Source organism: Sphingobium sp. ZW T5_29, assembly GCF_044987515.1.
Lineage (GTDB): Bacteria > Pseudomonadota > Alphaproteobacteria > Sphingomonadales > Sphingomonadaceae > Sphingobium.
In genome coordinates this window covers 17,967-39,702 of the sequence record NZ_JBJDRM010000008.1, presented here as the reverse complement: position 1 = coordinate 39,702, position 21,736 = coordinate 17,967, and the positions used below count along the sequence as shown (strand labels likewise).

Here is a 21,736-nt window from a genome sequence, read left to right as displayed (position 1 = left end):
ATAAGCATCGTGCAGAATGCGCAAGCCCCCTTCGTCTTGACGCTTTGCGTATCAAAGAGGTATAAGGCCTACGCATATCCCGTTTCTGGGCTAGTTCGACGGAGAAGATGATGACCGGCGCAGCGGCAACTCAAATGATTGATGAAACCGGGGCACAAATCCCGACGGCTGAGGCGCTGGTTGAACGCGCCCGCGCCATGATCCCGACGCTGCGCGAACGCGCCCGCGCCTGCACCCTGGCGCATAATGTTCCGGTCGAAACCGTTGCCGAAATGAAGGCTGCGGGCTTCTTCCGCGTTCTTCAGCCGAAACGCTACGGCGGCTATGAAATGCACCCCAATGTGTTCTTCGATATTCAGAAGGCGCTGGCCGAAGGCTGCATGTCGACCGGCTGGATCTATGGCGTGCTTGGCTGCCACCCGTTCGAACTGGCGCTGTTCCATGATGAAGCGCAGCAGGAAGTGTGGGGCGATGACGCCGACATGCTCGTTTCGTCCACCTATCAGCCGGTGGGCAAGGTGGAAAAGGCCGAAGGCGGCTTTTACCTGTCGGGTCGCTGGGGCTTTTCTTCGGGTTCGACCCATTGTGGCTGGGTGCTGCTGGGCGCGATCAACTTCGACACTGACGGCGGCCCGCCCGACATGCGCACCTTCCTGTTGCCGCGTCCCGACTATCAGGTGATCGAAGGCACGTGGGACACGTTCGGCCTGCAGGGCACGGGCAGCTTCGACATCGTCGTCGACCGCGTCTTCGTTCCCGAATATCGCACGCACAAGGCGAGCGACGGCTTCGCCTGCAAGAATCCGGGCCAGGAAATCAACACCGCGCCGCTGTATCGCATCCCCTGGGCGCAGCTGTTCGTCCGTTCCGTGTCGACCGCGGCCTTCGGTGGCGCGCGCGCGGCGATCCAGGCGGGCATCGACATCATGAACAGCCGCGTGTCCAGCAACACCGGCAAGGCGGCAAAGGCCGATCCGGTGCTGCACGCCGCACTCGCCCGCGCCATCGCCGAAGTGAATGAGATGGAACTGACCCACCGCGTCACCTTCGACCAATTGCTCGGCTATGCCGAACGCAATGAACCGGTGCCGATGGATCGTCGCGCGATGTTCGCCTACCAGTCGTCCAACGTCGTCCGCCGCATGGCCGACCTGGTCGATGACATTGTGAAGCTGCTGGGCGGCCGGGCGGTCTATATGTCCAGCCCGATCCTTCAGCCCTGGCTCGACCTGCATGCCGCCCGCGCGCATGTCGCCAACGATCCGGGCAATCGCAGCAGCGATCTGCTGGGCACGATGCAGGGCGAAGCGCCCGCCTTCACCTTCATCTAAGGGACCGCGCATGGCTAGCGAACTTTCCCGCAGGACGTATAGCGTCTCGGGCGGATATGATATTTCGGTCGCGGAACTGGGCCAGGGTCCCGTTATCGTGTTCATTCACGGCAGCGGCCCCGGCGCGTCGGGCGCCTCCAACTTCCGCCAGAACGCGCAGGTTTTCGCCGACGCGGGCTATCGCGTCATCCTGCCCGACCTGATCGGCTATGGCGCTTCGTCAAAGCCGGAAACGGACTATCCGCTCGAACTGTTCACGCAAACGCTGCTCGATGCCTTGAAACAGCATGGCATCACCGGCGGGCATCTGGTCGGCAATTCGCTGGGCGGCGGCATCGCGCTTCAGATCGCGCTCGACCATCCCGAATTTGAAGTCGGCAAACTTGTTCTGATGGCGCCCGGCTGCGTCGCTGAACAGGCCAGCTATTTCACCATGCCGGGCATTGCCAAAATGCGTTCGGGTTTCGGCAGCCCCGAATTCAACATGGATGAACAGCGCCGCCTGATCGGCAACCTGATGCACCCGTCTTCGGCGCACCATATCACCGACGCGCTGGTGGAGGAACGCTTCGCCGTCGCCCGCACCCAGCCAAAGGATGTGCTCGCACGGGTGAAGACCCCCAATCTTGGCCCGCGCCTGGGTGAGGTCAAGCAGCCGATCTTCGTCCTGTGGGGCCTTAACGACGAATTCTGCCCCGAAAGCCATGCGCGCATCTTCCTGGATGCGTCGCCCGACGTGCGCTGCCTCACCTTCTCGCAGACCGGCCATTGGGTGCAGGTCGAACGTGCGGAAGAATTCAACCGCTATTCGCTGGCCTTCCTGAATGGCTAGTGCGCCGCAGGTCATGGCCGACCCGGCGGATGTCGCCACCGGTTTTCGTGGGGCGATGCGCCGTCTGGCGTCGGGCGTCGCCATCGTCGTGGGGCGGGGCGACGGCGCGCCCGTCGGCATGGCGGCGACGTCGATCACCTCGCTGACGATGGACCCGCCCGCCGTGCTGGTCTGCGTCAACCAGACGGCGGGGCTGCACGCCTGCCTGTCGCCGGGCTGCGCGATCAGCGTCAACCTGCTGTCGCGGCACCAACGCGACGTGTCGTCGGCGTTCGGCGGCGCGGTCGCACGGGAAGACCGGTTCGGCGTCGGGCAATGGACCGATGATGCGCACGGGCTTCCCATGCTGGAAGATGCGCAGGCCAATCTGGCTTGCACCATCGACAACATCATGCCCTATGGATCGCACAGCATCGTCGTCGCGCGCGTCAACGCGGTGCGCCTGTCGGATGCGATTGAACCGCTGATCTACCAGGACGGAGCCTATTTGTGACCGATACCGTTGACCAGAGCCTGAATGACGGACTGGCGCAGGAACTTTATCAGGCGCTGCGCGATGGGCGCACGGTCGAACCGCTGATCGCCCGTCACCCGCACCTCACCATCGATGACGCCTATGCGATTTCGCTGGGCGCGCTGGAAAAGCGCAAGACCGATGGCGAACGGGTGATCGGCAAGAAAATCGGCGTCACGTCAAAGGCGGTGCAGGACATGCTGGGCGTGCACCAGCCCGATTTCGGCTTCCTGACCGACCGCATGTTCGTCGAAGGCGACATCGATGTCGCGGCCAACGGCCTGATCCAGCCCCGCGCCGAAGCGGAAATCGGCTTCATCCTCAAGGACCAGCTCAAGGGGCCGGGCGTCACCGCCGATCAGGTCATCGCCGCGACCGAAGCGATCGTGCCCTGTTTCGAAATCGTCGACAGCCGCATCCAGGACTGGAAAATCGGCATCGTCGATACCGTCGCCGACAATGCGTCCTGCGGCGTCTATGTGCTGGGCGAAGCACGGGCCGATCCGCGCGCCCATGACCTGCCCAACCTGCACGTCACCGTGACCAAGAACGGTCAGCCGCTGTCGGAAGGCTATGGCCACGCCGTGCAGGGTTCGCCCGCCGAAGCGGTGGCATGGCTCGCCAACACATTGGGCGCTTATGGCGTTACCCTGGACGCTGGCGATGTGATATTGTCGGGCAGTCTGGTGCCGCTCGAACCGGCACGGCCAGGCGATATATTTGAAATGCAGCTGCACGGCGTCGGCGCCTGCACCGCGCGTTTCGTCTAATTTTTGGTTCGCGTCGCGGGTGCGATGCTTAGGGAGTAACTCATGACTGGCAAGGTCAAGGCGGCGATCATCGGGTCGGGCAATATCGGCACCGATCTCATGATCAAGATGATCAAATATCCGCAGAATATGGAACTGGTGGCCGTCGTCGGCATCGACGAAAAGTCCGAAGGTCTGGCCATGGCGCGCGAACGCGGCGTCGCGACCACGCATGAAGGCTTGGAAGGCCTCATGAAGATGGACGTCTATCCCGAAATCGGCATCGTGTTCGACGCGACCTCGGCTTATGCGCACAAGGTGCATGACGCAGCGCTGCGCAAGGACGGCAAGCAGGTGGTCGACCTCACCCCCGCCGCCATCGGCCCCTACACGATCCCGACCGTCAACGGCGAAGACAATCTGGACGCTGGCAATGTCAACATGGTGACCTGCGGCGGCCAGGCGACGATCCCGATGGTCGCTGCCGTCTCCCAGGTCGCGACCGTTCACTATGCCGAAATCGTAGCCTCGGTCTCCTCCCGTTCGGCAGGTCCCGGCACCCGCGCCAATATCGACGAATTCACCCGCACCACCGCAGGCGCCATCGAAAAGGTCGGCGGCGCGGCGCAGGGCAAGGCGATCATCATCCTCAATCCCGCCGAACCGCCGATGATCATGCGCGACACCGTCTTCACTTTGTCCGAAGGCGCTGACGAAGAAACCATCCGCGCCTCGGTCGAAGCCATGGTCAAGAAGGTCCAGGCCTATGTGCCCGGCTACCGCCTGAAGCAGGAAGTGCAGTTCGAACGCTTCGGCGACAATAACAAGCTCACCATTCCCGGCCGCGGTGAATTCACCGGTGTCAAGACGATGGTCCTGCTCGAAGTCGAAGGCGCTGGCGATTATCTCCCCAGCTATTCGGGCAATCTCGACATCATGACCGCCGCCGCCAAGGCGACCGGCGAACTGCTCGCGCAGCGCATCGCGCAAGGAAAGAAGGTGGCGGCATGAGCACCCAGATCAAAACTCCGTTCAACGTGGAAGCGGGCGACAAGCTCTACATCCAGGACGTCACCCTGCGCGATGGCATGCACGCCATCCGTCACATGTATGGCATCGACCATGTGAAATCGATCGCCAAGGCGCTGGACGACGCAGGCGTGGACGCGATCGAGGTCGCGCATGGCGACGGCCTCAACGGCGCCAGCTTCAACTATGGCTTTGGCGCGCATACCGACTGGGAATGGCTGGAAGCCGTAGCCTCGGTCCTCACCAGTTCCGTGCTCACCACCCTCATCCTGCCGGGCGTCGGCACGGTCGAAGAACTGCGCCGCGCCTATGATATCGGCGTGCGCTCGGTCCGGGTTGCGACCCACTGCACCGAAGCCGATGTGTCGAAACAGCATATTGGCATCGCCCGCGACCTTGGCATGGACGTGTCCGGCTTCCTGATGATGAGCCACATGATCGACGCTGAAAAGCTCGCGGAACAGGCTGTCCTCATGGAAAGCTATGGCGCGCAGTGCGTCTATGTGACCGACAGCGGCGGCGCGCTCGACATGGACGGGGTCAAGGCTCGCCTGGAAGCCTATGATCGCGTGCTCAAGCCCGAAACCCAGCGGGGCATCCACGCCCACCACAACCTGTCGCTGGGCGTCGCCAACTCGATCGTCGCGGCCCAGTGCGGCGCGGTCCGCATCGACGCATCGCTCACCGGCATGGGCGCAGGCGCGGGCAACGCCCCGCTCGAAGTGTTCATCGCCGCCGCCGACCGCAAGGGCTGGAACCATGGCTGCGACGTCAACGCGCTGATGGACGCTGCCGAAGACCTGGTCCGCCCGCTGCAGGACCGCCCGGTCCGTGTCGACCGCGAAACCCTCGCGCTTGGCTATGCCGGCGTCTACTCCTCCTTCCTGCGCCACGCGGAAAAGGCGGCGGAAACCTACGGCCTCGACACCCGCACCATCCTGGTGGAACTGGGCCGTCGCAAGATGGTCGGCGGTCAGGAAGACATGATCGTCGACGTCGCCCTCGACATGGTCAAGGCACGCAACGCCGCCGCCTGACCCGCACCGACACATGACCGGGCGCGGCCGCAACATCGCCGCGCCCGATCATTTCGCACTGACATAAGTGGGAGGAAGCGTGACCGCCAAGCCGCGTTTGTCGCTCGATCATATCACCGTGACCGACACCACGCCCGCGCAGCTTGCTGGGCTGGCGGCTGCGACCGGCTGTTCGGGCATATGCCCGTTCCTCCATTCGATGGATGTGCTTCCGGCCATGCCGGAACATGACCTGGTCCACGACGCCGCCGCCCGCCGCGCCACCCGCGCAATCCTGGCGGACACCGGCATGACCGTCGACCTCATCTACCCCTTCACCATGGCGGGCCGCACCGTCGTCGCCGACTTCGCCGCCGCGCTGGAGGCTGGCGCGGAACTGGGCGCGTCGCTCGCCAATGTGCTATGCTATGATCGCGATCCCACCCGCCGCACCGAAAAGCTGGCTGAGCTGGCCGATCTCGCCGCGACCTTCAACATGGGCCTCGCCATCGAATTCTACCCCCCATCCCAGGTCCGCACCCTGGCCGAAACGCTCGCCGAAATCGACCGCGCGGGCCGCGACAATATCGGCGTGACGGCGGACCTGTTGCACATCGTGCGCGGCGGCGATTGGGACCAGAGCCTGGCGCTGCTGTCCGACCCGCGCGTCCGCATCGGCCAGATCGCCGACGGCCCCGCGCAAATGCCCGCCGACAGAATCGAATGGGAAGCGGGCATTCAACGCCTGTTGCCCGGCAAAGGCGCGTTCGACATCGCCGCCTTCACCGCCGCCCTGCGTCCCGACGTCCCCCTCAGCGTCGAAGTGCCCCAGCAATCCGCACTCGAAGCAGGCGTCCCGTCACTCGACCGGGCACGCGCCGCCGTGGACGCCACGCTCGCCGGTCTTGAGCCATCCAGCGCATCGAATTAATCACGACCGGTAAAAAACCAGAACACCCCCACCTGAACCCATAACAGGAGAGAATGACATGGCAGGACGGCTCGAAGGCAAGGTAGCGATAGTCACCGGCGCGGGCCGTGAAGGCAATATCGGGGTCGCCATCTGCGAAGCCTATCTTCGCGAAGGCGCGCGCGTCGTCGCCACCGATTTCCGTGAAGAGGAAAAAGACACCGTCCTTGCCCGCATGGAAAGGGCCGGTCCCGCCGACGCCTTCCGCTACCTGCTGCACGACGTCACCAGCGAAGCCGACTGGGCGCGCATCGCGCAGGAAACGCAATTCGCGTTCGGCGGCATCGACATATTGGTCAACAATGCGGGCATCGCCATTCACGCAGGCATCGAACATTGCTCGCTGGATGACCTGCGCAAGGTGATGGCCGTCAATCACGATGCGCTGTTCATCGGCATGAAGGCGTGCCTGCCCGCGCTTAGGGACAGCGTTAACCGTTTCCCCGGCGGCGGCGCGATCATCAACAATCTGTCGATGGCGTCCTACATGCCCAACGCCCATAATATCGGCTATCACGCGTCGAAAGCGGCGGGCCGGATGCTCACCATGTGCGCCGCCGTCGAATTCGGCCCGTCCAAGATTCGCGTCAACTCGGTCCATCCCGGCCTCACCATGACCCCGCTGATCCGCGAGGGCCTGGCCGATTATGTGAAGATGGGCGCCTATGAAAATGTCGAGGCAGCCGAAGCCAGCATTGCGGGCATGGGTCCGCTCGGCATTTCCAGCGACCCGGAAGACACCGCCCACGCCTTCGTCTACCTCGCGTCGGAGGAAGCGCGCTTCGTGACCGGCGCATCCATCTATCATGACGGCGCCATCGGCCTGCGTTACTGATCGGACAAAGGGAGCCAAATCGATGCGTGACCTGATTGATCCGGCGCTGCTGCCCGGCCTGGACCTGATGCCCGCCCTGGACCTTAACGAAGCCATCCTGCCCATGTTGCGGGATGGAATGGAACAGGCGTCGGTCGCCATGCCGGAACCGATCGGCACCGGAGTCACCACTCGTGATGAACAGGTGACGGGGCCGGACGGCCAGGCCATCCCCGTCCGCATCTATACGCCTTCGGGCACCGGCCCGATGCCCGCCATCCTGCAAATCCACGGCGGCGGCTATGTCATGGGGTCGGTCAATACCGGCCATGGCGGCATGATGACGCTGGCGGCGGCGACCGACGCGGTGATCCTGTCCGTCGACTATCGCCTGGCGCCCGAAACCCGCGCGCCCGGATCGGTGGAGGATTGCTACGCCGCGCTGCTGTGGCTGCATGACCACGCCGCTGACCTTAACGTCGATCCCACCCGCATCGCGGTCGCAGGCCAAAGCGCGGGCGGAGGACTCGCCGCCGCGCTGACGCTGATGGCGCGCGACCGGGGTGGTCCCGCCATCGCGCATCAGATATTGATCTATCCCATGCTGGACGACCGCACCTGCATCACGCGTCAGCCTGAACATCTGGGCGCGTTCGTGTGGACGCCGCAGGCGAACAGTTTTGGCTGGCGCTGCCTGCTGGGTCAGGAACCGGGCGGGGCGCAAGTGCCGCCCTATTCAGTGCCAGCGCGCGCCACCGATCTGTCGGGCCTGCCGCCAGCCTTCATCGCCGTCGGCGCGCTGGACCTGTTCCTGGCCGAAGACATGGACTATGCCCGCCGCCTGATCGAAGCAAAGGTTCCGGCGGAACTGCACGTCTACCCCGGCGCCTATCACGGCTTCGACGTCATGCCCGACGCGCCAGTGTCCGGCCAGATGCAACGCGACATGATAGCCGCCCTACGCCGCGCCCTGCACGGCGACCAATAGCAGCACAAAACAACGTGCTCCTGCGCAGGCAGGAGCCCAGTCCCGCCCCATAAACTGGACCCCTGCGTGGCCGTCAGGCCTGCCGCGTTTAGCGACGCCAACCCCGGCAGGATCCGAAGCGGCAATCAATCAGCCGCAACGACTTTGCCCAATCTGAGAATAGTGGCCGATGACCGCGCGATGTCGACAGTAGCAGCAGGGACGCTGCGGGAGGTGAGGTCCAGGCGGGCCTCACGGCTGTCGAGGGATGGGCCGCTCAACGTGGCGACGCTCTGGTGGCGGGGCAGCGGCAGGCGGACGTCGGTGCTGACTTCCTTGTTAAGGATAGCGAGCAGCGTGCCCTGAGCCGTGTCGGCTGCATAGGCGACGACGTTGAGGCCCTGCGCGTCCAACTGGACGGTCCGCATGCGTGCGCCGCTGAACAGCCCGGCAAACTTCATGCCCCAATAGACCGGCTGCGGCTGCACTTGCCCGTCCATATTGCCGATCGGCGTGTAGAAGGGGCGCGGGCGGGGCTGCGCGTCGGGCAGCATCTTTTCGCCCGCAAGGCCGCCGACCGAGTTGGCAACCGCAGGGCCAGCGCCGCCGTGCAGGTTCACGCTGGAATAGCCCAGCGACATGAGCTGGAGCATATAATCAGCGGCCCAGAGCGCTGCGACATAGCTATCCGACACGCCCGGCTTGCCACCGTGGTAGGCGGTGTTGCCTTCCGTCATGCGGTAGGCAACACCCATCTTGCGCGCGGCGTCGCTGGTCACCTTGCCTTCCTGAGCCTCCCGGGTCGAGCGCAGGAGGAGGCGGTCGGGCTTGATCCGCGGATCATTGGGACCGCCCTTGTAGAAATGATGCGACAATGCCTCGATCCGCGGCGGATTCTTGATCGTGGCCCAGCGGTCGGCGATGGCGGGCAGCCAGTCGAGCTTGTAAGCGACGTCGGGCAGGATGAAGCGGGCATCCGGGCTGACCGCCGTGATCGCATGGGCAGCGGCAAGCCATTCGGCAAGATAGGTGTCGGGACCCCAGGTCTTGGGATCGCGCAGGTGCGAGCTGAACACGTCAACTTCATTGCCGATGACGAACGCGACCAGCCGCTTGCCAAGCCGCCGTTGGACATAGGCTGCCTCGCGCGCCATGTCATGCGGCACGCCATTGCCAAGGTTAAGGCCGTAAATGCACCGCCATCCGGTCGCATCCAGGAAGCCCTTGAGCGCATCGATGGCTGCTGGGGTGACGGCGTAGCTCAGGTCAGGGCGCGGCTGCCCCGGCTTGATCGGCCGTTCGATGCGCGGCGGCTGCTTGTCGCCGGGGCGCTCCTTCCACCAGGAAAATTCGCTGGTGTTGCCGCCGATGCGCAGGATGCCAGCGGGCGTCAGGTCACGGAAAGCGCGGACCAGCGGGCGGTTGCGCGCGTTGAAGAAATCGGGCGTTTCAAGCTGCTGCGTCTCGTAGGACAGGCCGACGAAGTCGCGGGGCACCAGCGGCCCTTGCGCCGATCCATTGAGTGAGAGCGACAGGGTCGCCGGGGTTTCCGCAGCACGCGCCGGGACGATAAGCGCCCCGGCCGCCGTCAATATTCCCGCGTTCAGAAAATTACGGCGGTCTATCATTGCTCGAACCTCTTGGATGACAATTACCGGCGATCTACATTTCTGCCGACTTTAAAGAAGACAATAACGATGGGGCGGAGACGGTAAAGCTACTTTGCCCCCTGGCAGATTCAAGGGTCAATGGTGCAAAAGTTAATATTATGGCGTCATGCGGTTGTTAAAAGTCGCCGCTCTTAGCGCAACGCCAACTATAATCCCAACAGCGCACTCACCTTTGCGCGCACCTCATCGATCACAGCCGTTGGCACAAAACCCTTTTTCTTCGCCTCTCGCGCTTTCCAGTCGATGCTCTTGATCTGGTCGGACAGGACGACGCCGGGCGGCGCGTGGGACACGACGACTTCAAAGGGATAACCCTTGATGTGGCTCGGCACATAGCGACTGACCATCAAAATATCTCGTGGCCGACCGGCGGACCAAAATCGACCGCCTCATCAAACATGTCCGGCTTCATGCCAGCAAGCAATTCGTCGAGTGTATAGACCGGCTTCAAAACGGGTTCGATGATGATCCGGCCATCTTCCTGCCGGACTTGGCCCTCTTGACCGATGTTCAGCGCAGCCGCTGACATGACGCGGATGGGATGCGGAAGGCCGCACTATTGCCCCACTTCTTGACCTGAATACCCATTGGACCCGCCGATGTATCTACATTGCTGATATGTTAGCAGGATGGCGCAATGTGTCGACAAATGTAGATACGTGGCAGATGCGTCTGGATTGCCCAAGCACAGGTCATCGCCATGACCGGCCTTGGCGCAAGCGGGGTCACTGACCGCATCCGACTCACGGCTATATTATATGTGGCGGCCCGGACAGTCAGTCCCCCACCCAACGCGACCGTGATCGGTCATGGCCATCAACGGACTCCGGCGGCCAACCACACCATGCCGTCAGCGCTGCCTGAACGAGCGCCACGCCTCGCTCAAAGGGACGCGCCCCGCCTGACGCACCAGCGCTCTCGACGGCCAGCCGGGGCGGATCGTACCGCCCCGGCCCGCCTCGTCCTTATTCAGCGCGCAGTTCGGCCAGTTCGTCCGCCGACAGCTTCAGGCTCGCGGCCTTCACGCTTTCCTCGACACGTTCCGGGCTGGACGCGCCAAAGATCGGGATGACCTGGCCCGGCTGGTTGATCAGATAGGCCAGCACGACTTCCGCCACGGTGACGCCATGGCGCTGGGCAACCGCCTTGGCGGCTGCAAAGCGGCCTTCGTTCGCCGGATTGTCGTAAAAGCCCTGCAGCGCTTCGGCGACGTCGCCCTTTTCCAGCATGCTGAAATAGCCACGGCTCTGCGCGCAATAGGGGATGATGGCGACGCCCGCATCCTTCAGCGCGGCGCCATGATCTTCGAAATACAGCTGATAGCCCTGCTGCAGCGCATTGCCTTCGTTCGGCTTGGCCAGGCCCCAGAAAGGTTCGACCGCGGCAAAGCCGGTCTTGCCGTTCGCCTTGGCATAGGCATTGGCTTCCAGCACGCGGTCAGCCGTCCAGTTCGACGCGCCGAACCAGCGGATCTTGCCCGCAGCCTTCTGTTCGTTCAGGAAATCGATCAGTTCCGCGACCGGCGTTTCCGGGTTGTCCATGTGCAGCCAGTAAAGGTCGATCGCGTCGACGCCCAGATGGTCCAGGCTTTCATTCAGGTCGCTGGCGATGTCGGTCGGATTGACGCGGTTGCGATAGTCGCCCACGCGCATGTCGAAAAATCCGCCCTTGGTGGCGACGACGACATCTTCGCGCTTCTGCGTCTTCAGCCACGCGCCGATCGCGCGTTCGCTCGCGCCCTTGGGGGCGTCAGGCATCCAGTCGCCATAGGAGCGGGCGGAATCGACGAAGTTACCACCCAGCGCGGCGAACTTGTCCAGAATGGCGTTGGACCGGTCCTGGTCCAGGTTCCAGCCCAGCATGTTGGTGCCATAGCATAGCTGGCTGACCTGCAGGTCGGTGTTGGCGAGCGTTACTTTCGAAAGCATGGCATTCTCCTGAATGGATAGGTCGACCTTTCCGCGGGAACGGTCTCGCTTTTTTAGGGCGGGCCGGGGGCGCGCGGGCGATGTTTGGTGCATCGCTTGCCTCCCTGTGCGTTACGCATTGCGACAGCGAAAGGGAAGGGGATTGTGCCAAAAACTCGCTGACCGGCGCCTTTTGGTGCGATGACTGCGGTATTGGCACGGGCATGGTTGGCCCCGTTCGCGCGGGATCATGACATCTGGCGCTCGTTGATTCGGCGCGCTATGGTCCCGCCAAATTGAGAGGTGGGCAAGAATGCAGATACGTAGCGGGCGGACGATGACGCCGCCGCCGCTGGATGCTCTGGACACGAGCATCATTGAAATTCTACGGACCAACGGGCGGGCTACCAATCAGGACGTGGCCAAGCAATTGTCCGTCACGGCGGCCACGGTTTCGGCGCGCCTGCAAAAACTGGAAGATGGCCGCGCCATGCGGGTCGTCGCCGTCACTGACTTCGCCGCGCTGGGCTACAACATCATCATCGCGGTGGGGGTCAAGATCTGGGGCCGCAGCGCGCAGGATGTCGGGCGCGACCTGGCGAATTTCCCCGAAGTGTTGAGCGTCAACATCATGAACGGCGCGAACGACCTTGAACTGCTCGTCGCCCTGCATGACTTTTCGGAAATCCAGAACTTCCTCTACGACCATATCGCCGGGATTGAGGGTGTGGCGCATCTGGAATCTGGGATCGCGGTCGACATCGTCAAATATGAATTCAACGTGGCGCCGCTGTGAGCGGGGCAAGTTGGCAGCGCCTGGACGCGCTGGACCGCAAGATTGTCGAGAAGCTCGGCCGCGACGCGCGCATTTCCAACCGTGCCATCGCCGCCGAACTGGGCGTGACCGAAGGCACGATCCGCTCGCGCATCAAACGGTTGCAGAATGAAGGGCTGATCCAGTTCACGGTGGTCAAGGATTTCCGCATGGCGGGGTCGCCCAACCTGTGCATGCTGGGGATCGACGCGGACCCGTCCTGCGTGTCGGACCTGGCCGAAACGATCCGCCAGATCCCGGAAATCAACTGCGTCGTGCTGATGCTGGGCCGGTTCAGCCTGCTCGCCATGGGCCTGTTCACCAATATCGAACAGCTGAACGAGATCGTGATCGATCAGATCCGCAGCTTGCCGGGCGTTCGCCGCGTGGAAACGTCGATATCGGTCCACAATCTGAAATATGACCCGACCATCGCCAAGATCACGTCGGGGCCAAAGGTGGACTAAAGCATCGCGCGGAAAAGTGGGAACCGGTTTTCCGCAACAGGCGATGCGGCATCAACTCTAGCCCCCCAACCACCACAGCACCGCGATCAACGACAGCGAAGCCAGGGAAGTGGTCAGCGTCACCGCCCAGGCGCTCAATTCCATCGCCCACCGCCCGGCCTTGCCCGCCAGCACGAAACTGGACGCACCGCACGGCATCGCCGCCATCAGGACCGCGGTCTTGGCCCATAGCGGCTGCATCGGCGGCAACATCATCACGAACCCGGCGGTGATCAGCGGATGCACCCCCAGTTTCAGCACCAGCGACCGCCCGATCGGCGCGGGCGCGGCGCTTTGCCGGGGCAGGGCGATGAAAATCCCGATGGCGGTCAGTGCACAGGGCGCCGTCGCCTGCGCCAGCGTCGCCAACAGCACGTCCATCGGCCCGCTCAATGGCAGGCGCAGCATCGACCACAACATCCCCATCACCGCCATCAGGATCAGCGCGTTGCGCGACACCGCCCGCGCCGCCAGCCTGATCCCCTTCATCGTGCCATGGCCGTGGTTGGACGCCATTTCGCTGACGACCATGCCAACGGTAAAGATGACCGCGGAATAGATCAGCATCGCGACCGCCACCGGCGCCACCGCCTCTTTGCCGAATGTCAGCAGCGCAATGGGCAATCCGACAAAGCCGGTATTGCTGAAACAACTGCACAGCCCCGCGATATTGGCTTCGCTGCTCGTCCGGCCCAGCCATTTTTCAATAGCGAAACCGATGGCATAGGTGGCCAGCGCGCCGCCGGTCACGGCGATGAACATCGACGGCGCGGCCAGGTCGTCCGGGTCCATCTGCGCTATGGACCGGAATGTCAGCACGGGCAGGGTGATGCCGATGACAAAGCGGTTCAATACTTCAAATGCGCGGTCGCCCAGCAAATTGGTGCGGCCACAGCCATAGCCCAGCAGGATCAGGCCAAAGACCGGCACCAGCGCGCCCAATATCGTTATCGCCATCGAAGGATCGTCACCGCGGAAAAGGAGGCTGCGCGGCGCTCACGGGCAGGGAAAGCATCGGATATTGTCCTAAAATGACGGATGGCCCACGTTGATTAGTTGGATTAGCGTCGCCCCTTATCGTGTTCCTGCGAAGGCAGGAACCCAGTTCCGACCTCTGTTGATGCAGGCTACCCCCGGACTAGGCTCCTGCCTGCGCAGGAGCACGTGGTGATTAGGTTGCCGCGTTCCCAGCGTGTTCCTGCAGGCAGGAACCCAGTTCCAGCGTCCGTTGATACAGGCGACCTTTGGACTGGGCTCCTGCCTTCGCAGGAGCACGGGGGTGGTCAGGCAACGATGTCGGTGAACAGGTCGCGCCAATCAGGATTTACCTCTTCGTGGCGATCCGCGCTTTAGCGTCATGACGAAGCCGTGCGCGCTGCTTCGTCATGACGATTTGCGCGTCCTTACCCCATTTTGGGCGGCTCGATCCCGGCATTGTCGCACGCAAAGTTCAACAGCGCGCTGTAGTCCTTCGACGCATAGTCGGTCGCGCGTGCTGCGCCGAACGCGGCATGGGCAGCTGCGCCCATGGGCAGGCCGACGCGGTTTTCCGCCGCTGCATTCATCGCCAGCGTCAAGTCCTTGAAAGCCAGGTCGATGGTAAAGCCCGGTTCGATGTCGCCCTTCAGCGCCTTGTTGACCATCAACACGTGGAACTGCCCGTTACGGGCGGTGGTGCCGCCGGTCACATCATGGATGGTCTGGATGTCCAGCCCCAGCTTCGTGCCCAGCGTCAGCGATTCCGCGACGATCTGCGCGGTCGACAACAGCATGAAATTGTTGATCACCTTCATGCGGCTGCCCATGCCGGGCTTGCCACAGCGGAAGATGTCGGTGCCCATGGCGTTCAGCGCCGGTTCGACGCGCGCGAAATCCGCATCTTCTGCGCCCACCATGAACAGCGATTCCCCGCGCTGGGCGTGCAAGGCCAGCCGGCCGATCGGCGCGTCGACAAAGCCGATACCCTTGGCGGCGCAGGCGGCGGCCACGCGGTCGGTGCCCTTGGCGTCGATGGTCGACAGGTCCATCAGCACAGCGTTCGCATCGATGTTCGCCAGCACGCCATCTTCGCCCAGCACCACGGCTTCAACATGCTGCGTTGCGGGCAGCACGGTGATGACGATGTCCTGCCCCCGGCTCGCTTCGGCTATGCTTGCCGCCTTTGTCGCGCCCAACGCGGCGACGCTGTCCATCTTCGCATCGTCAATGTCGAAAACAGTGACGGCAAAGCCCTTGCGTTGCAGGTTGGACGACATCGGCAGGCCCATCGCGCCCAGGCCGATAAAACCGATCTTGGTGGTCATGCTATTTCCTCTCGATTTCGGGGCCGGTACGCCCGGATAGATCAATCTCTCTTCCCCTCCCGCAGGCGGGAGGGGTTAGGGGTGGGCGCGAGCGGAGCGAGCTTCCACGGTGGCCCCAACCACGCAGATGTCGCGCTGGCCCACCCCCCGGCTCCCTCCCGCCTGCGCGAGGGGGAGCAAGGTTCGTCAATGCAGCTTTTCCGCGATAACCCCCGTTTCGACAAGCTCTGCAATCGTCGCCTCATCGATGCCCAGCACGTCCGACAACACCGAACGCGTGTCCTCACCCGAACGGGGCGGGGCACGGCGATAATCGGCGGGCGTCCTGGAAAATTTGCCGGGATAGCCCAGCACCTTCACCACCGTCCCGTCGGACCGCACCATTTCGCGGATCACGCCGCGCGCTTCGATCTGCGGATCGGCCAATATGTGGGGAATGTCGTTCACCCGTCCGCCCGGCAATTTGGCGGCTTCCATCGCGGCGATCAGGTCGTCGGACTTCCACTTGGCGATGGCGGGCCGCATTTCATCCTGCAAGGCATGGCGGTTGGGCGACCGTCCGCCATTATCGATGAAGCGCGGATCGTCGGGCAGGTCGGGCCGCCCGATCAGCTCGCAAAAGCTGCGGAATTGCCGATCATTGCCCAGCGCCACCAATATGTCGCCGTCGGAACAGGAAAAATCCTGATAGGGAACGGTGTTGGGATGTTCATTGCCCAACCGGCGCGGGATCATCCCGCCGTTCATGTAATTGCTCGCCTGATTGGCCAGCAACGCCACCTGCGTGTCCAGCAGCGCCATGTCGATATGCTGGCCTTCGCCGGTGCGGTCGCGATGGGCCAGTGCCGCCAGAATGGAAATGGACGAATAAAGCCCCGTGACCAGGTCGCTGATGGGAATGCCGACCTTGATCGGCCCGCCGCCCGCTTCATCGTCGGGGCGTCCGGTGATCGACATCAGCCCGCTCATCCCCTGGATCAAAAAGTCATATCCACCGCGATCCTTGTACGGCCCGTCCTGCCCGAACCCGGTGATCGAACAGTAGATCAGCTTGGGATTGACCGCCGACAGGGACGCATAATCCAGCCCATATTTCACCAGCCCGCCAACGCGGAAATTTTCCACGACGATGTCGACGTCCGCCGCGATCCGGCGGATCAGTTCAGCGCCGCGCGGATCGGCCAGGTTGATCGCAGCCGACTTCTTGTTGCGGTTGGCGCACAGATAATAGGCCGCGTCCTTCGACCCGTCGTCCAGGAAGGGAGGACCCCAGCGGCGGGTGTCGTCGCCCTGTCCGGGCTGTTCGATCTTGATGACCTCCGCGCCCAGATCGCCCAATATCTGCGTGGACCATGGCCCCGCCAGCACGCGGGACAGGTCCAGCACCTTGATCCCGGCCAAGGGACCGGTCGACTGCGCGCCATTGGCTTGCGGTGTCATGCTGTCGCTCACTTGTCCTTATACTCCGGCGCGCGCTTGCCCAGAAATGCGGCAATCGCTTCATGATGGTCTTCGCTATAATGGGCCAGCGCCTGATAGCCTGCCGCCATTTCCAGCAGCGTGGCCAGTTTCATGTCCGCGCCCTCACGCATCAGGCGCTTGGCCATGCGGGTGGAATGGCCTGGGTTGGCGGCGATCTTGGTCGCCAGTTCCACCGCCCGGTCCATCAGCTTGTCGGCGGGCAGCACTTCGGCCACCAGCCCATATTCCAGCGCGGTCTTTGCATCGATGGCGTCGCCGGTCAGCGTCATGATGTTAGCGCGCTGCGGCCCGATCAGGCGCGGCAGCAGCCATCCGCCGCCGCCGCCGGGAATGATGCCCAGCTTGACATAGCTTTCCGCGACAACCGCCGTGTCGGCCATCAGGCGGATGTCGCACATGCAACTGATGTCGAGGCCAAGGCCGATCGCCGCGCCGTTGATCGCGGCGATGATCGGCACTTCCAGTTCCAGCAGGGCCGGGCCGATCATCTGCACGCTGGTGCGATAGCTGTTGCGGATTTCATAGGGCGATCCGCTGAACATGCCCGCCCGGTCGGCCATATTCTTGACATTGCCGCCCGCGCAGAACGCCTTGCCTTCGCCGGTCAGGACGATGGCCCGCACCGACGTGTCGCGCGCCATCTGGCGACAGAAATCGACGATTGCCTCGCTATGTTCGACTTCGGAAATGGCGTTGCGTTCGGCGGGGCGGTTGAACCGGGCAATGACGACGGGGCCATCGCGCTCGATGAGCAGAAACGGGTCCAAAGTCGGCTCTCCTGAAAAAATAGGCGTTAAACCAATGCGGGAAATTGCCGCGCACGCTAGGCGTTGGCTCCTTTTCGCGCTAATATTGATTTCCGCTTTATCGATATACAGGGGCTATCGTGGAACTGCGCCAACTGCGTTATTTCGTCACTCTTGCGGAAACGGGCAATTTCCACCGCGCTGCTGAACGGCTCAACATTTCCCAGCCGCCGCTGACCGTCGCCATCCGCAAGCTGGAGGCGGAACTGGGCGCGACGCTGTTCGACCGTGGGTCCAGGGGCGTGACGCTGACCCCGGCGGGGCGCAGTTCGCTCGAAATCGCGCGGGCGACGCTGGCGCAGGCCGACCGCTTTCGTGAAGCGGTGCGCGAGGGCGCTGTAGGCGAACGGGGGCGATTGCGCGTCGGCTTTGTCGGTTCGGCGACCTTTGAACTGCTGCCGCGCCTCATCACCGAATATCGCCGTCGCTATCCCGCGGTGGAACTGGTTCTGGAAGAAGCGACCAGCACTGAAATTACGCGAAAACTGGCCGCCACGGAACTGGATGTCGGCCTGGTGCGGCTGCCCCTGCTGCACATCGCCGCTGTGGATACGCGGGTGATCGACCCGGACGAGCTGCACGCCGCAATCCCCGACGGCAGCCCCTTCGCCAGCGCCGACAGTGTCGAACTCAGCGCGCTGGCGCAGCAGCCGTTCATCCTGCAAAGCCGCATCAGCGTGCTTCACTCCATCACCCTCACCGCCTGTCAAAAGGCCGGGTTCATGCCCATCGTCGCGCAGGAGGCCGCGCAATTGAGCGCCGTCCTCGCCCTGGTGCGCTCCGGCCTTGGCGTCGCGCTCGTCCCGTCGCGCGCCGCCCGTTCGGTGCCGCAGGGCGTCCGGCTCGTCCGCCTCGCGCAGCAGGTGCCTGTGCTGACCGGCGTCGCCCTCCCACGCGAACGCGCCTCGCCGCTCGCCCGCAACTTCGCCGCCATCGCTTCCGATAGTCAATAAATATCACTTAGGGACCAATCGATATTGGACACCTGCCTCCACAAACGCGATCAGTCCACCACTTCATTCATGGTTTGACGAGGCCGGCTTGTTCGAAACACTGACTCTTTCCGCCCTGCCGCCCGAGGACGAAGCAATTCGCCCAGCCCTGCGCGCATTGATCGCCGAAGCAATCGCTGAACTCCCGGTCAACCGCCGCGCTCGTTCCTGGCAGGGCTTCGACGCATCCTTCAGCCGCAAGCTGGGACAAGCAGGTTATCTCGGCCTCTCCATCCCCCAAAGCTACGGCGGCGCCGACCGCAGTCCCTTCACCCGCTTCGTCGTGGTCGAAGAACTGCTGTCCGCCGGCGCCCCTGTCGCCGCCCACTGGATTGCCGACCGCCAAAGCGGCCCGCTGATCCGCCATTTCGGTACGGAGGAGCAGCGCCAATTCTACCTCCCCCGCATCTGCAAGGGTGAAGCGCTGTTCTGCATCGGCATGAGCGAACCTGGCTCCGGCTCCGACCTTGCCAGCGTCCGCACCCGCGCCGAACCGCAGGACGACGGCAGCTGGCTGCTTAACGGGCAAAAGATCTGGACCACCAACGCAATGCACAGCGATTACATGATCGCCCTGGTGCGCACGTCGGGAACCAGTGCCGATCGCCAGCAGGGCCTGTCCCAGTTGATCGTTGATTTGAAGCTGCCGGGCGTCACCATCCGCCCCATCATAGACCTGACCGGCGACGCGCATTTTGCCGAAGTCTTCTTCGACAATGTCCGCCTTGCCCCCGACGCGCTGATCGGTTCGGAAGGGCAGGGGTGGAAACAGGTGACGGCCGAACTCGCCTTTGAACGCAGCGGACCGGAACGCATCTATTCGTCCGTCGTGCTGATTGACGCCTGGGTCCGCCATCTCGAAGCCGTCGGTCGCAAGGATAGCGCCACCATGCGTCTGGTCGGATCGCTGACGGCACAGCTCGCGGTGCTGCGGGAAATGTCACTCGCCGTGACCGCGCGGCTGGTGGCCGGGGAAAGCCCCGTCGTCGAAGCCTCGCTGATGAAGGACCTGGGCACCGGCTTTGAACAGGCCGTACCGCAACTGATTGGCGACGACCTTGCCGCCAACCCGGATGAGCCGGTCGACGCGGAACTCTACCGCACATTGCTTTACGTCACGCACATCGCGCCCAGCTTTTCGCTGCGCGGCGGCACGCGCGAAATCCTGCGCGGCATCATCGCCCGTGGCCTTGGACTGCGTTAAGGGAGCCGGAAATGGACATGCAGGAACTGATCGATCCCTTCGCCCGCCTGATCGAAGATCTGTGCACCCCCGCCGCCGTTCGCGCGGTGGAAGCAGGTGGTGACAACAGCGCCATGTGGGATGGCTTTGTCGAGTCCGGCTTCTTGGATGCGCTGGTGGCGGAGGATGCCGGCGGCGCTGGCCTTTCGCTTGCCGACGCCGCGCCGCTGATCGCATTACTTGGCCGCCATGCCGTGCCGCTGCCCGTCGGCGACACGATGATCGCTCGCGCATTATTGGCGGGGGCGGGTGTCGAAGCGCCCGCGGGACCGATTGCCATCGCGACTGGTGCCGGGGCTGTGCCGTTCGGTGCTGTCGCGTCGCACATCCTTTCAGGCACGCCCGCCGCGCCCATCCTGACCGAGGCGCAGGCCCAGGCCACCGGGGTGCATCACGACGTGGATGCTTATATAACTGGTCTCGACGGTAGTGCGCTCCGCCCTGTCGCTGCGGTGCTGCGGGCGCTGCTGATTTCCGGCGCAGCGGGCAAGGTGATGGAAATGACCGTTTCCTACGCCAATGAACGCAGCCAGTTTGGCAAGCCCATCGGCAAGCAGCAGGCGGTGCAACAGCAATTGTCCGTGCTGGCTGAGCAAGCGGTCGCCGCCCGCATCGCCGCCGCGATCGGCGCACGGTCCGGCATCGCTCCGCGCCTCGCCGACGCAGCCGTCGCCAAACATGGCGCCAGCCTTGCCGCCGCACAAGTCGCCGCCATTGCCCACGCGGTGCACGGCGCGATTGGCATCAGCGAGGAATATGACCTGCAACTGCTGACTCGTCGCCTGCATGGATGGCGGTTGGCTGATGGTTCAGAAAGCTATTGGGCTGGGGTGCTGGGCCATCTACGCATGTCCGAACCCGGCAGCCCGACGGCGGACTTCCTCCGCGCGGCGTGAAGTCGGCGTTAAACTGTTGCGCGCCCAAGCTTGCTGGGGCCAGGCAGTCGCGAGGCTCGTGACTGTCCTCACTTGACGCCGGGTTGCGATTGCAGGCAGCGGTAGGCGCAAGTATGCGACCCATGATCCGACTATCTCGCGGCGCAGGAGCGGTGATTCGATGAATGCTGACGTGCCTCGTTCCTCGCCACGCGGACGGCCCAGGCGTCTGGAACTGGAACAGGTATTGGAAGCGGCGTTGGCGGTGGGCCTGCAGCAGCTTACCATGGCCGCCGTGGCGGACCGGCTGGGCGTGGGGAAAGCCGTTCTGTACGGCTATGTTTCGAATCGCGAAGAACTGGTGCGGCTCGCCACTGCCTTTGCGTCCCGTCATCATCATTTCCCCGCTGATCGGGGACAGCCATGGCCGACATGGGTTCTGGAATATGCTCGCGCGCTGTTCGAGATGTTGACCATGAAAGGGGAACTTCTGGAAACCTGGTTGAGCGGCGGGCAGTCGCACTTCGTCGAGATCGACGCAGGGGAAATGTGGCTGGCCGCACTCACCACACGCGGATTTTCCGGGGAGGACGCCCTGCAATTGCGTCACGCAGTGTCCCACCTGGTGATCGGTTCGGCCGCTGCGGCGAAGCGCGACCGCACCATGCATGACGAGGGAAGGCCGCGCGCGGCTTCCATGAGGAAGGCTTTGATGAGCCGCGCGCCTGAGGAAGCACCCTTGGTGCGACAATTTCTTCCCGCATTTTTGGTCGAAGTGGATGACCGTAACTGGGAATATGGATTGTTCATCCTGTTGAAAGGCGTGATCGCGGGGCGAGATGCGCTGGGGCTGGAAAGTGACGACACGCGTCGTTGTTTCGACGAACTGGCATTCCAGTCACATTGACAGTGAACC

The 21,736-nt window shown here is 63.5% G+C and carries 23 protein-coding genes; 15 read left to right on the top strand and 8 right to left on the bottom strand.

Annotation, left to right across the window (positions count from 1 at the left end; translation table 11 throughout):
- Nucleotides 1-134: 134 nt before the first annotated feature.
- The 9 genes from ACI3KQ_RS08495 (at nucleotide 135) to ACI3KQ_RS08455 (ending at nucleotide 8,243) form a co-directional block, all read left to right on the top strand.
- On the top strand, nucleotides 135-1,331 hold the full coding sequence (locus ACI3KQ_RS08495; RefSeq protein WP_404956626.1) for an acyl-CoA dehydrogenase family protein: 1,197 nt from the start codon (nucleotides 135-137) through the stop codon (nucleotides 1,329-1,331).
- A gap of 10 nt (nucleotides 1,332-1,341) precedes the next feature.
- Complete coding sequence (locus tag ACI3KQ_RS08490) at nucleotides 1,342-2,163, top strand: alpha/beta fold hydrolase (RefSeq protein ID WP_404956624.1); 822 nt, start codon at nucleotides 1,342-1,344, stop codon at nucleotides 2,161-2,163.
- The gene (locus ACI3KQ_RS08485; protein WP_404956622.1) at nucleotides 2,156-2,656 is read left to right on the top strand and encodes a flavin reductase family protein; all 501 of its coding nucleotides are present in this window, start codon (nucleotides 2,156-2,158) and stop codon (nucleotides 2,654-2,656) included. The genes ACI3KQ_RS08490 and ACI3KQ_RS08485 overlap by 8 nt, the downstream gene beginning before the upstream one ends.
- Nucleotides 2,653-3,447 carry a fumarylacetoacetate hydrolase family protein gene (locus ACI3KQ_RS08480; RefSeq protein WP_404956620.1) on the top strand — a complete coding sequence of 265 codons (795 nt, stop codon included), beginning with the start codon at nucleotides 2,653-2,655 and terminating at the stop codon, nucleotides 3,445-3,447. Before ACI3KQ_RS08485 ends, ACI3KQ_RS08480 begins: the two co-directional genes overlap by 4 nt.
- 42 nt (nucleotides 3,448-3,489) lie before the next feature.
- The gene (locus ACI3KQ_RS08475) at nucleotides 3,490-4,437 is read left to right on the top strand and encodes an acetaldehyde dehydrogenase (acetylating) (protein WP_404956619.1); all 948 of its coding nucleotides are present in this window, start codon (nucleotides 3,490-3,492) and stop codon (nucleotides 4,435-4,437) included.
- Nucleotides 4,434-5,492 (top strand): 4-hydroxy-2-oxovalerate aldolase, encoded by a 1,059-nt coding sequence (dmpG, locus tag ACI3KQ_RS08470; protein WP_404956617.1) that lies wholly within the window; start codon nucleotides 4,434-4,436, stop codon nucleotides 5,490-5,492. Before ACI3KQ_RS08475 ends, dmpG begins: the two co-directional genes overlap by 4 nt.
- Before the next feature lie 79 nt (nucleotides 5,493-5,571).
- The gene (locus ACI3KQ_RS08465) at nucleotides 5,572-6,402 is read left to right on the top strand and encodes a sugar phosphate isomerase/epimerase family protein (RefSeq protein ID WP_404956615.1); all 831 of its coding nucleotides are present in this window, start codon (nucleotides 5,572-5,574) and stop codon (nucleotides 6,400-6,402) included.
- A 58-nt stretch (nucleotides 6,403-6,460) separates the two neighbouring features.
- Entirely contained in the window at nucleotides 6,461-7,276 is an 816-nt protein-coding gene (locus ACI3KQ_RS08460) for an SDR family NAD(P)-dependent oxidoreductase (RefSeq protein ID WP_404956613.1), read from the top strand.
- 22 nt (nucleotides 7,277-7,298) lie between these two features.
- Nucleotides 7,299-8,243 carry an alpha/beta hydrolase gene (locus ACI3KQ_RS08455; protein WP_404956611.1) on the top strand — a complete coding sequence of 315 codons (945 nt, stop codon included), beginning with the start codon at nucleotides 7,299-7,301 and terminating at the stop codon, nucleotides 8,241-8,243.
- Nucleotides 8,244-8,368: 125 nt separating this feature from the next.
- On the opposite strand, the gene ACI3KQ_RS08450 is transcribed toward ACI3KQ_RS08455, so the two are convergent.
- The 4 genes from ACI3KQ_RS08450 to ACI3KQ_RS08435 all read right to left on the bottom strand — a co-directional run bounded on the left by ACI3KQ_RS08450 (nucleotide 8,369) and on the right by ACI3KQ_RS08435 (nucleotide 11,820).
- Complete coding sequence (locus ACI3KQ_RS08450) at nucleotides 8,369-9,850, bottom strand: hypothetical protein (protein ID WP_404956609.1); 1,482 nt, start codon at nucleotides 9,848-9,850, stop codon at nucleotides 8,369-8,371.
- Nucleotides 9,851-10,038: 188 nt separating this feature from the next.
- On the bottom strand, nucleotides 10,039-10,239 hold the full coding sequence (locus tag ACI3KQ_RS08445) for a type II toxin-antitoxin system PemK/MazF family toxin (protein ID WP_404956607.1): 201 nt from the start codon (nucleotides 10,237-10,239) through the stop codon (nucleotides 10,039-10,041).
- Nucleotides 10,239-10,421 (bottom strand): PbsX family transcriptional regulator, encoded by a 183-nt coding sequence (locus tag ACI3KQ_RS08440; RefSeq protein ID WP_404956605.1) that lies wholly within the window; start codon nucleotides 10,419-10,421, stop codon nucleotides 10,239-10,241. The genes ACI3KQ_RS08445 and ACI3KQ_RS08440 overlap by 1 nt, the downstream gene beginning before the upstream one ends.
- A gap of 436 nt (nucleotides 10,422-10,857) precedes the next feature.
- Nucleotides 10,858-11,820, bottom strand: a complete 963-nt coding sequence (locus ACI3KQ_RS08435) for an aldo/keto reductase (protein WP_404956603.1) — start codon at nucleotides 11,818-11,820, stop codon at nucleotides 10,858-10,860.
- Between the two features lie 292 nt (nucleotides 11,821-12,112).
- On the opposite strand from ACI3KQ_RS08435, the gene ACI3KQ_RS08430 reads away from it, so the two are divergent.
- Nucleotides 12,113-12,595 carry an Lrp/AsnC family transcriptional regulator gene (locus ACI3KQ_RS08430; RefSeq protein WP_404956601.1) on the top strand — a complete coding sequence of 161 codons (483 nt, stop codon included), beginning with the start codon at nucleotides 12,113-12,115 and terminating at the stop codon, nucleotides 12,593-12,595.
- Nucleotides 12,592-13,080: an Lrp/AsnC family transcriptional regulator gene (locus tag ACI3KQ_RS08425; protein WP_404956599.1), complete on the top strand. Its 489-nt coding sequence runs from the start codon at nucleotides 12,592-12,594 to the stop codon at nucleotides 13,078-13,080. Before ACI3KQ_RS08430 ends, ACI3KQ_RS08425 begins: the two co-directional genes overlap by 4 nt.
- 57 nt (nucleotides 13,081-13,137) lie before the next feature.
- Here the strand turns inward: ACI3KQ_RS08425 and ACI3KQ_RS08420 are convergent, their stop codons facing one another.
- The 4 genes from ACI3KQ_RS08420 to ACI3KQ_RS08405 all read right to left on the bottom strand — a co-directional run bounded on the left by ACI3KQ_RS08420 (nucleotide 13,138) and on the right by ACI3KQ_RS08405 (nucleotide 17,671).
- Nucleotides 13,138-14,076, bottom strand: coding sequence for an AEC family transporter (locus tag ACI3KQ_RS08420; RefSeq protein WP_404956597.1), 939 nt, complete (start codon nucleotides 14,074-14,076; stop codon nucleotides 13,138-13,140).
- 446 nt (nucleotides 14,077-14,522) lie between these two features.
- The gene (locus ACI3KQ_RS08415; RefSeq protein WP_404956595.1) at nucleotides 14,523-15,422 is read right to left on the bottom strand and encodes an NAD(P)-dependent oxidoreductase; all 900 of its coding nucleotides are present in this window, start codon (nucleotides 15,420-15,422) and stop codon (nucleotides 14,523-14,525) included.
- Between the two features lie 186 nt (nucleotides 15,423-15,608).
- Nucleotides 15,609-16,862 carry a CaiB/BaiF CoA transferase family protein gene (locus ACI3KQ_RS08410; RefSeq protein WP_404956865.1) on the bottom strand — a complete coding sequence of 418 codons (1,254 nt, stop codon included), beginning with the start codon at nucleotides 16,860-16,862 and terminating at the stop codon, nucleotides 15,609-15,611.
- A gap of 8 nt (nucleotides 16,863-16,870) precedes the next feature.
- The gene (locus ACI3KQ_RS08405; RefSeq protein WP_404956593.1) at nucleotides 16,871-17,671 is read right to left on the bottom strand and encodes a crotonase/enoyl-CoA hydratase family protein; all 801 of its coding nucleotides are present in this window, start codon (nucleotides 17,669-17,671) and stop codon (nucleotides 16,871-16,873) included.
- Between the two features lie 119 nt (nucleotides 17,672-17,790).
- On the opposite strand from ACI3KQ_RS08405, the gene ACI3KQ_RS08400 reads away from it, so the two are divergent.
- The 4 genes from ACI3KQ_RS08400 to ACI3KQ_RS08385 all read left to right on the top strand — a co-directional run bounded on the left by ACI3KQ_RS08400 (nucleotide 17,791) and on the right by ACI3KQ_RS08385 (nucleotide 21,727).
- Nucleotides 17,791-18,663, top strand: a complete 873-nt coding sequence (locus ACI3KQ_RS08400; RefSeq protein WP_404956592.1) for a LysR family transcriptional regulator — start codon at nucleotides 17,791-17,793, stop codon at nucleotides 18,661-18,663.
- Nucleotides 18,664-18,751: 88 nt separating this feature from the next.
- On the top strand, nucleotides 18,752-19,906 hold the full coding sequence (locus tag ACI3KQ_RS08395; RefSeq protein ID WP_404956590.1) for an acyl-CoA dehydrogenase family protein: 1,155 nt from the start codon (nucleotides 18,752-18,754) through the stop codon (nucleotides 19,904-19,906).
- An 11-nt stretch (nucleotides 19,907-19,917) separates the two neighbouring features.
- The gene (locus ACI3KQ_RS08390; protein WP_404956588.1) at nucleotides 19,918-20,841 is read left to right on the top strand and encodes an acyl-CoA dehydrogenase family protein; all 924 of its coding nucleotides are present in this window, start codon (nucleotides 19,918-19,920) and stop codon (nucleotides 20,839-20,841) included.
- A gap of 160 nt (nucleotides 20,842-21,001) precedes the next feature.
- The gene (locus ACI3KQ_RS08385) at nucleotides 21,002-21,727 is read left to right on the top strand and encodes a TetR/AcrR family transcriptional regulator C-terminal domain-containing protein (RefSeq protein WP_404956586.1); all 726 of its coding nucleotides are present in this window, start codon (nucleotides 21,002-21,004) and stop codon (nucleotides 21,725-21,727) included.
- Nucleotides 21,728-21,736 lie beyond the last annotated feature (9 nt).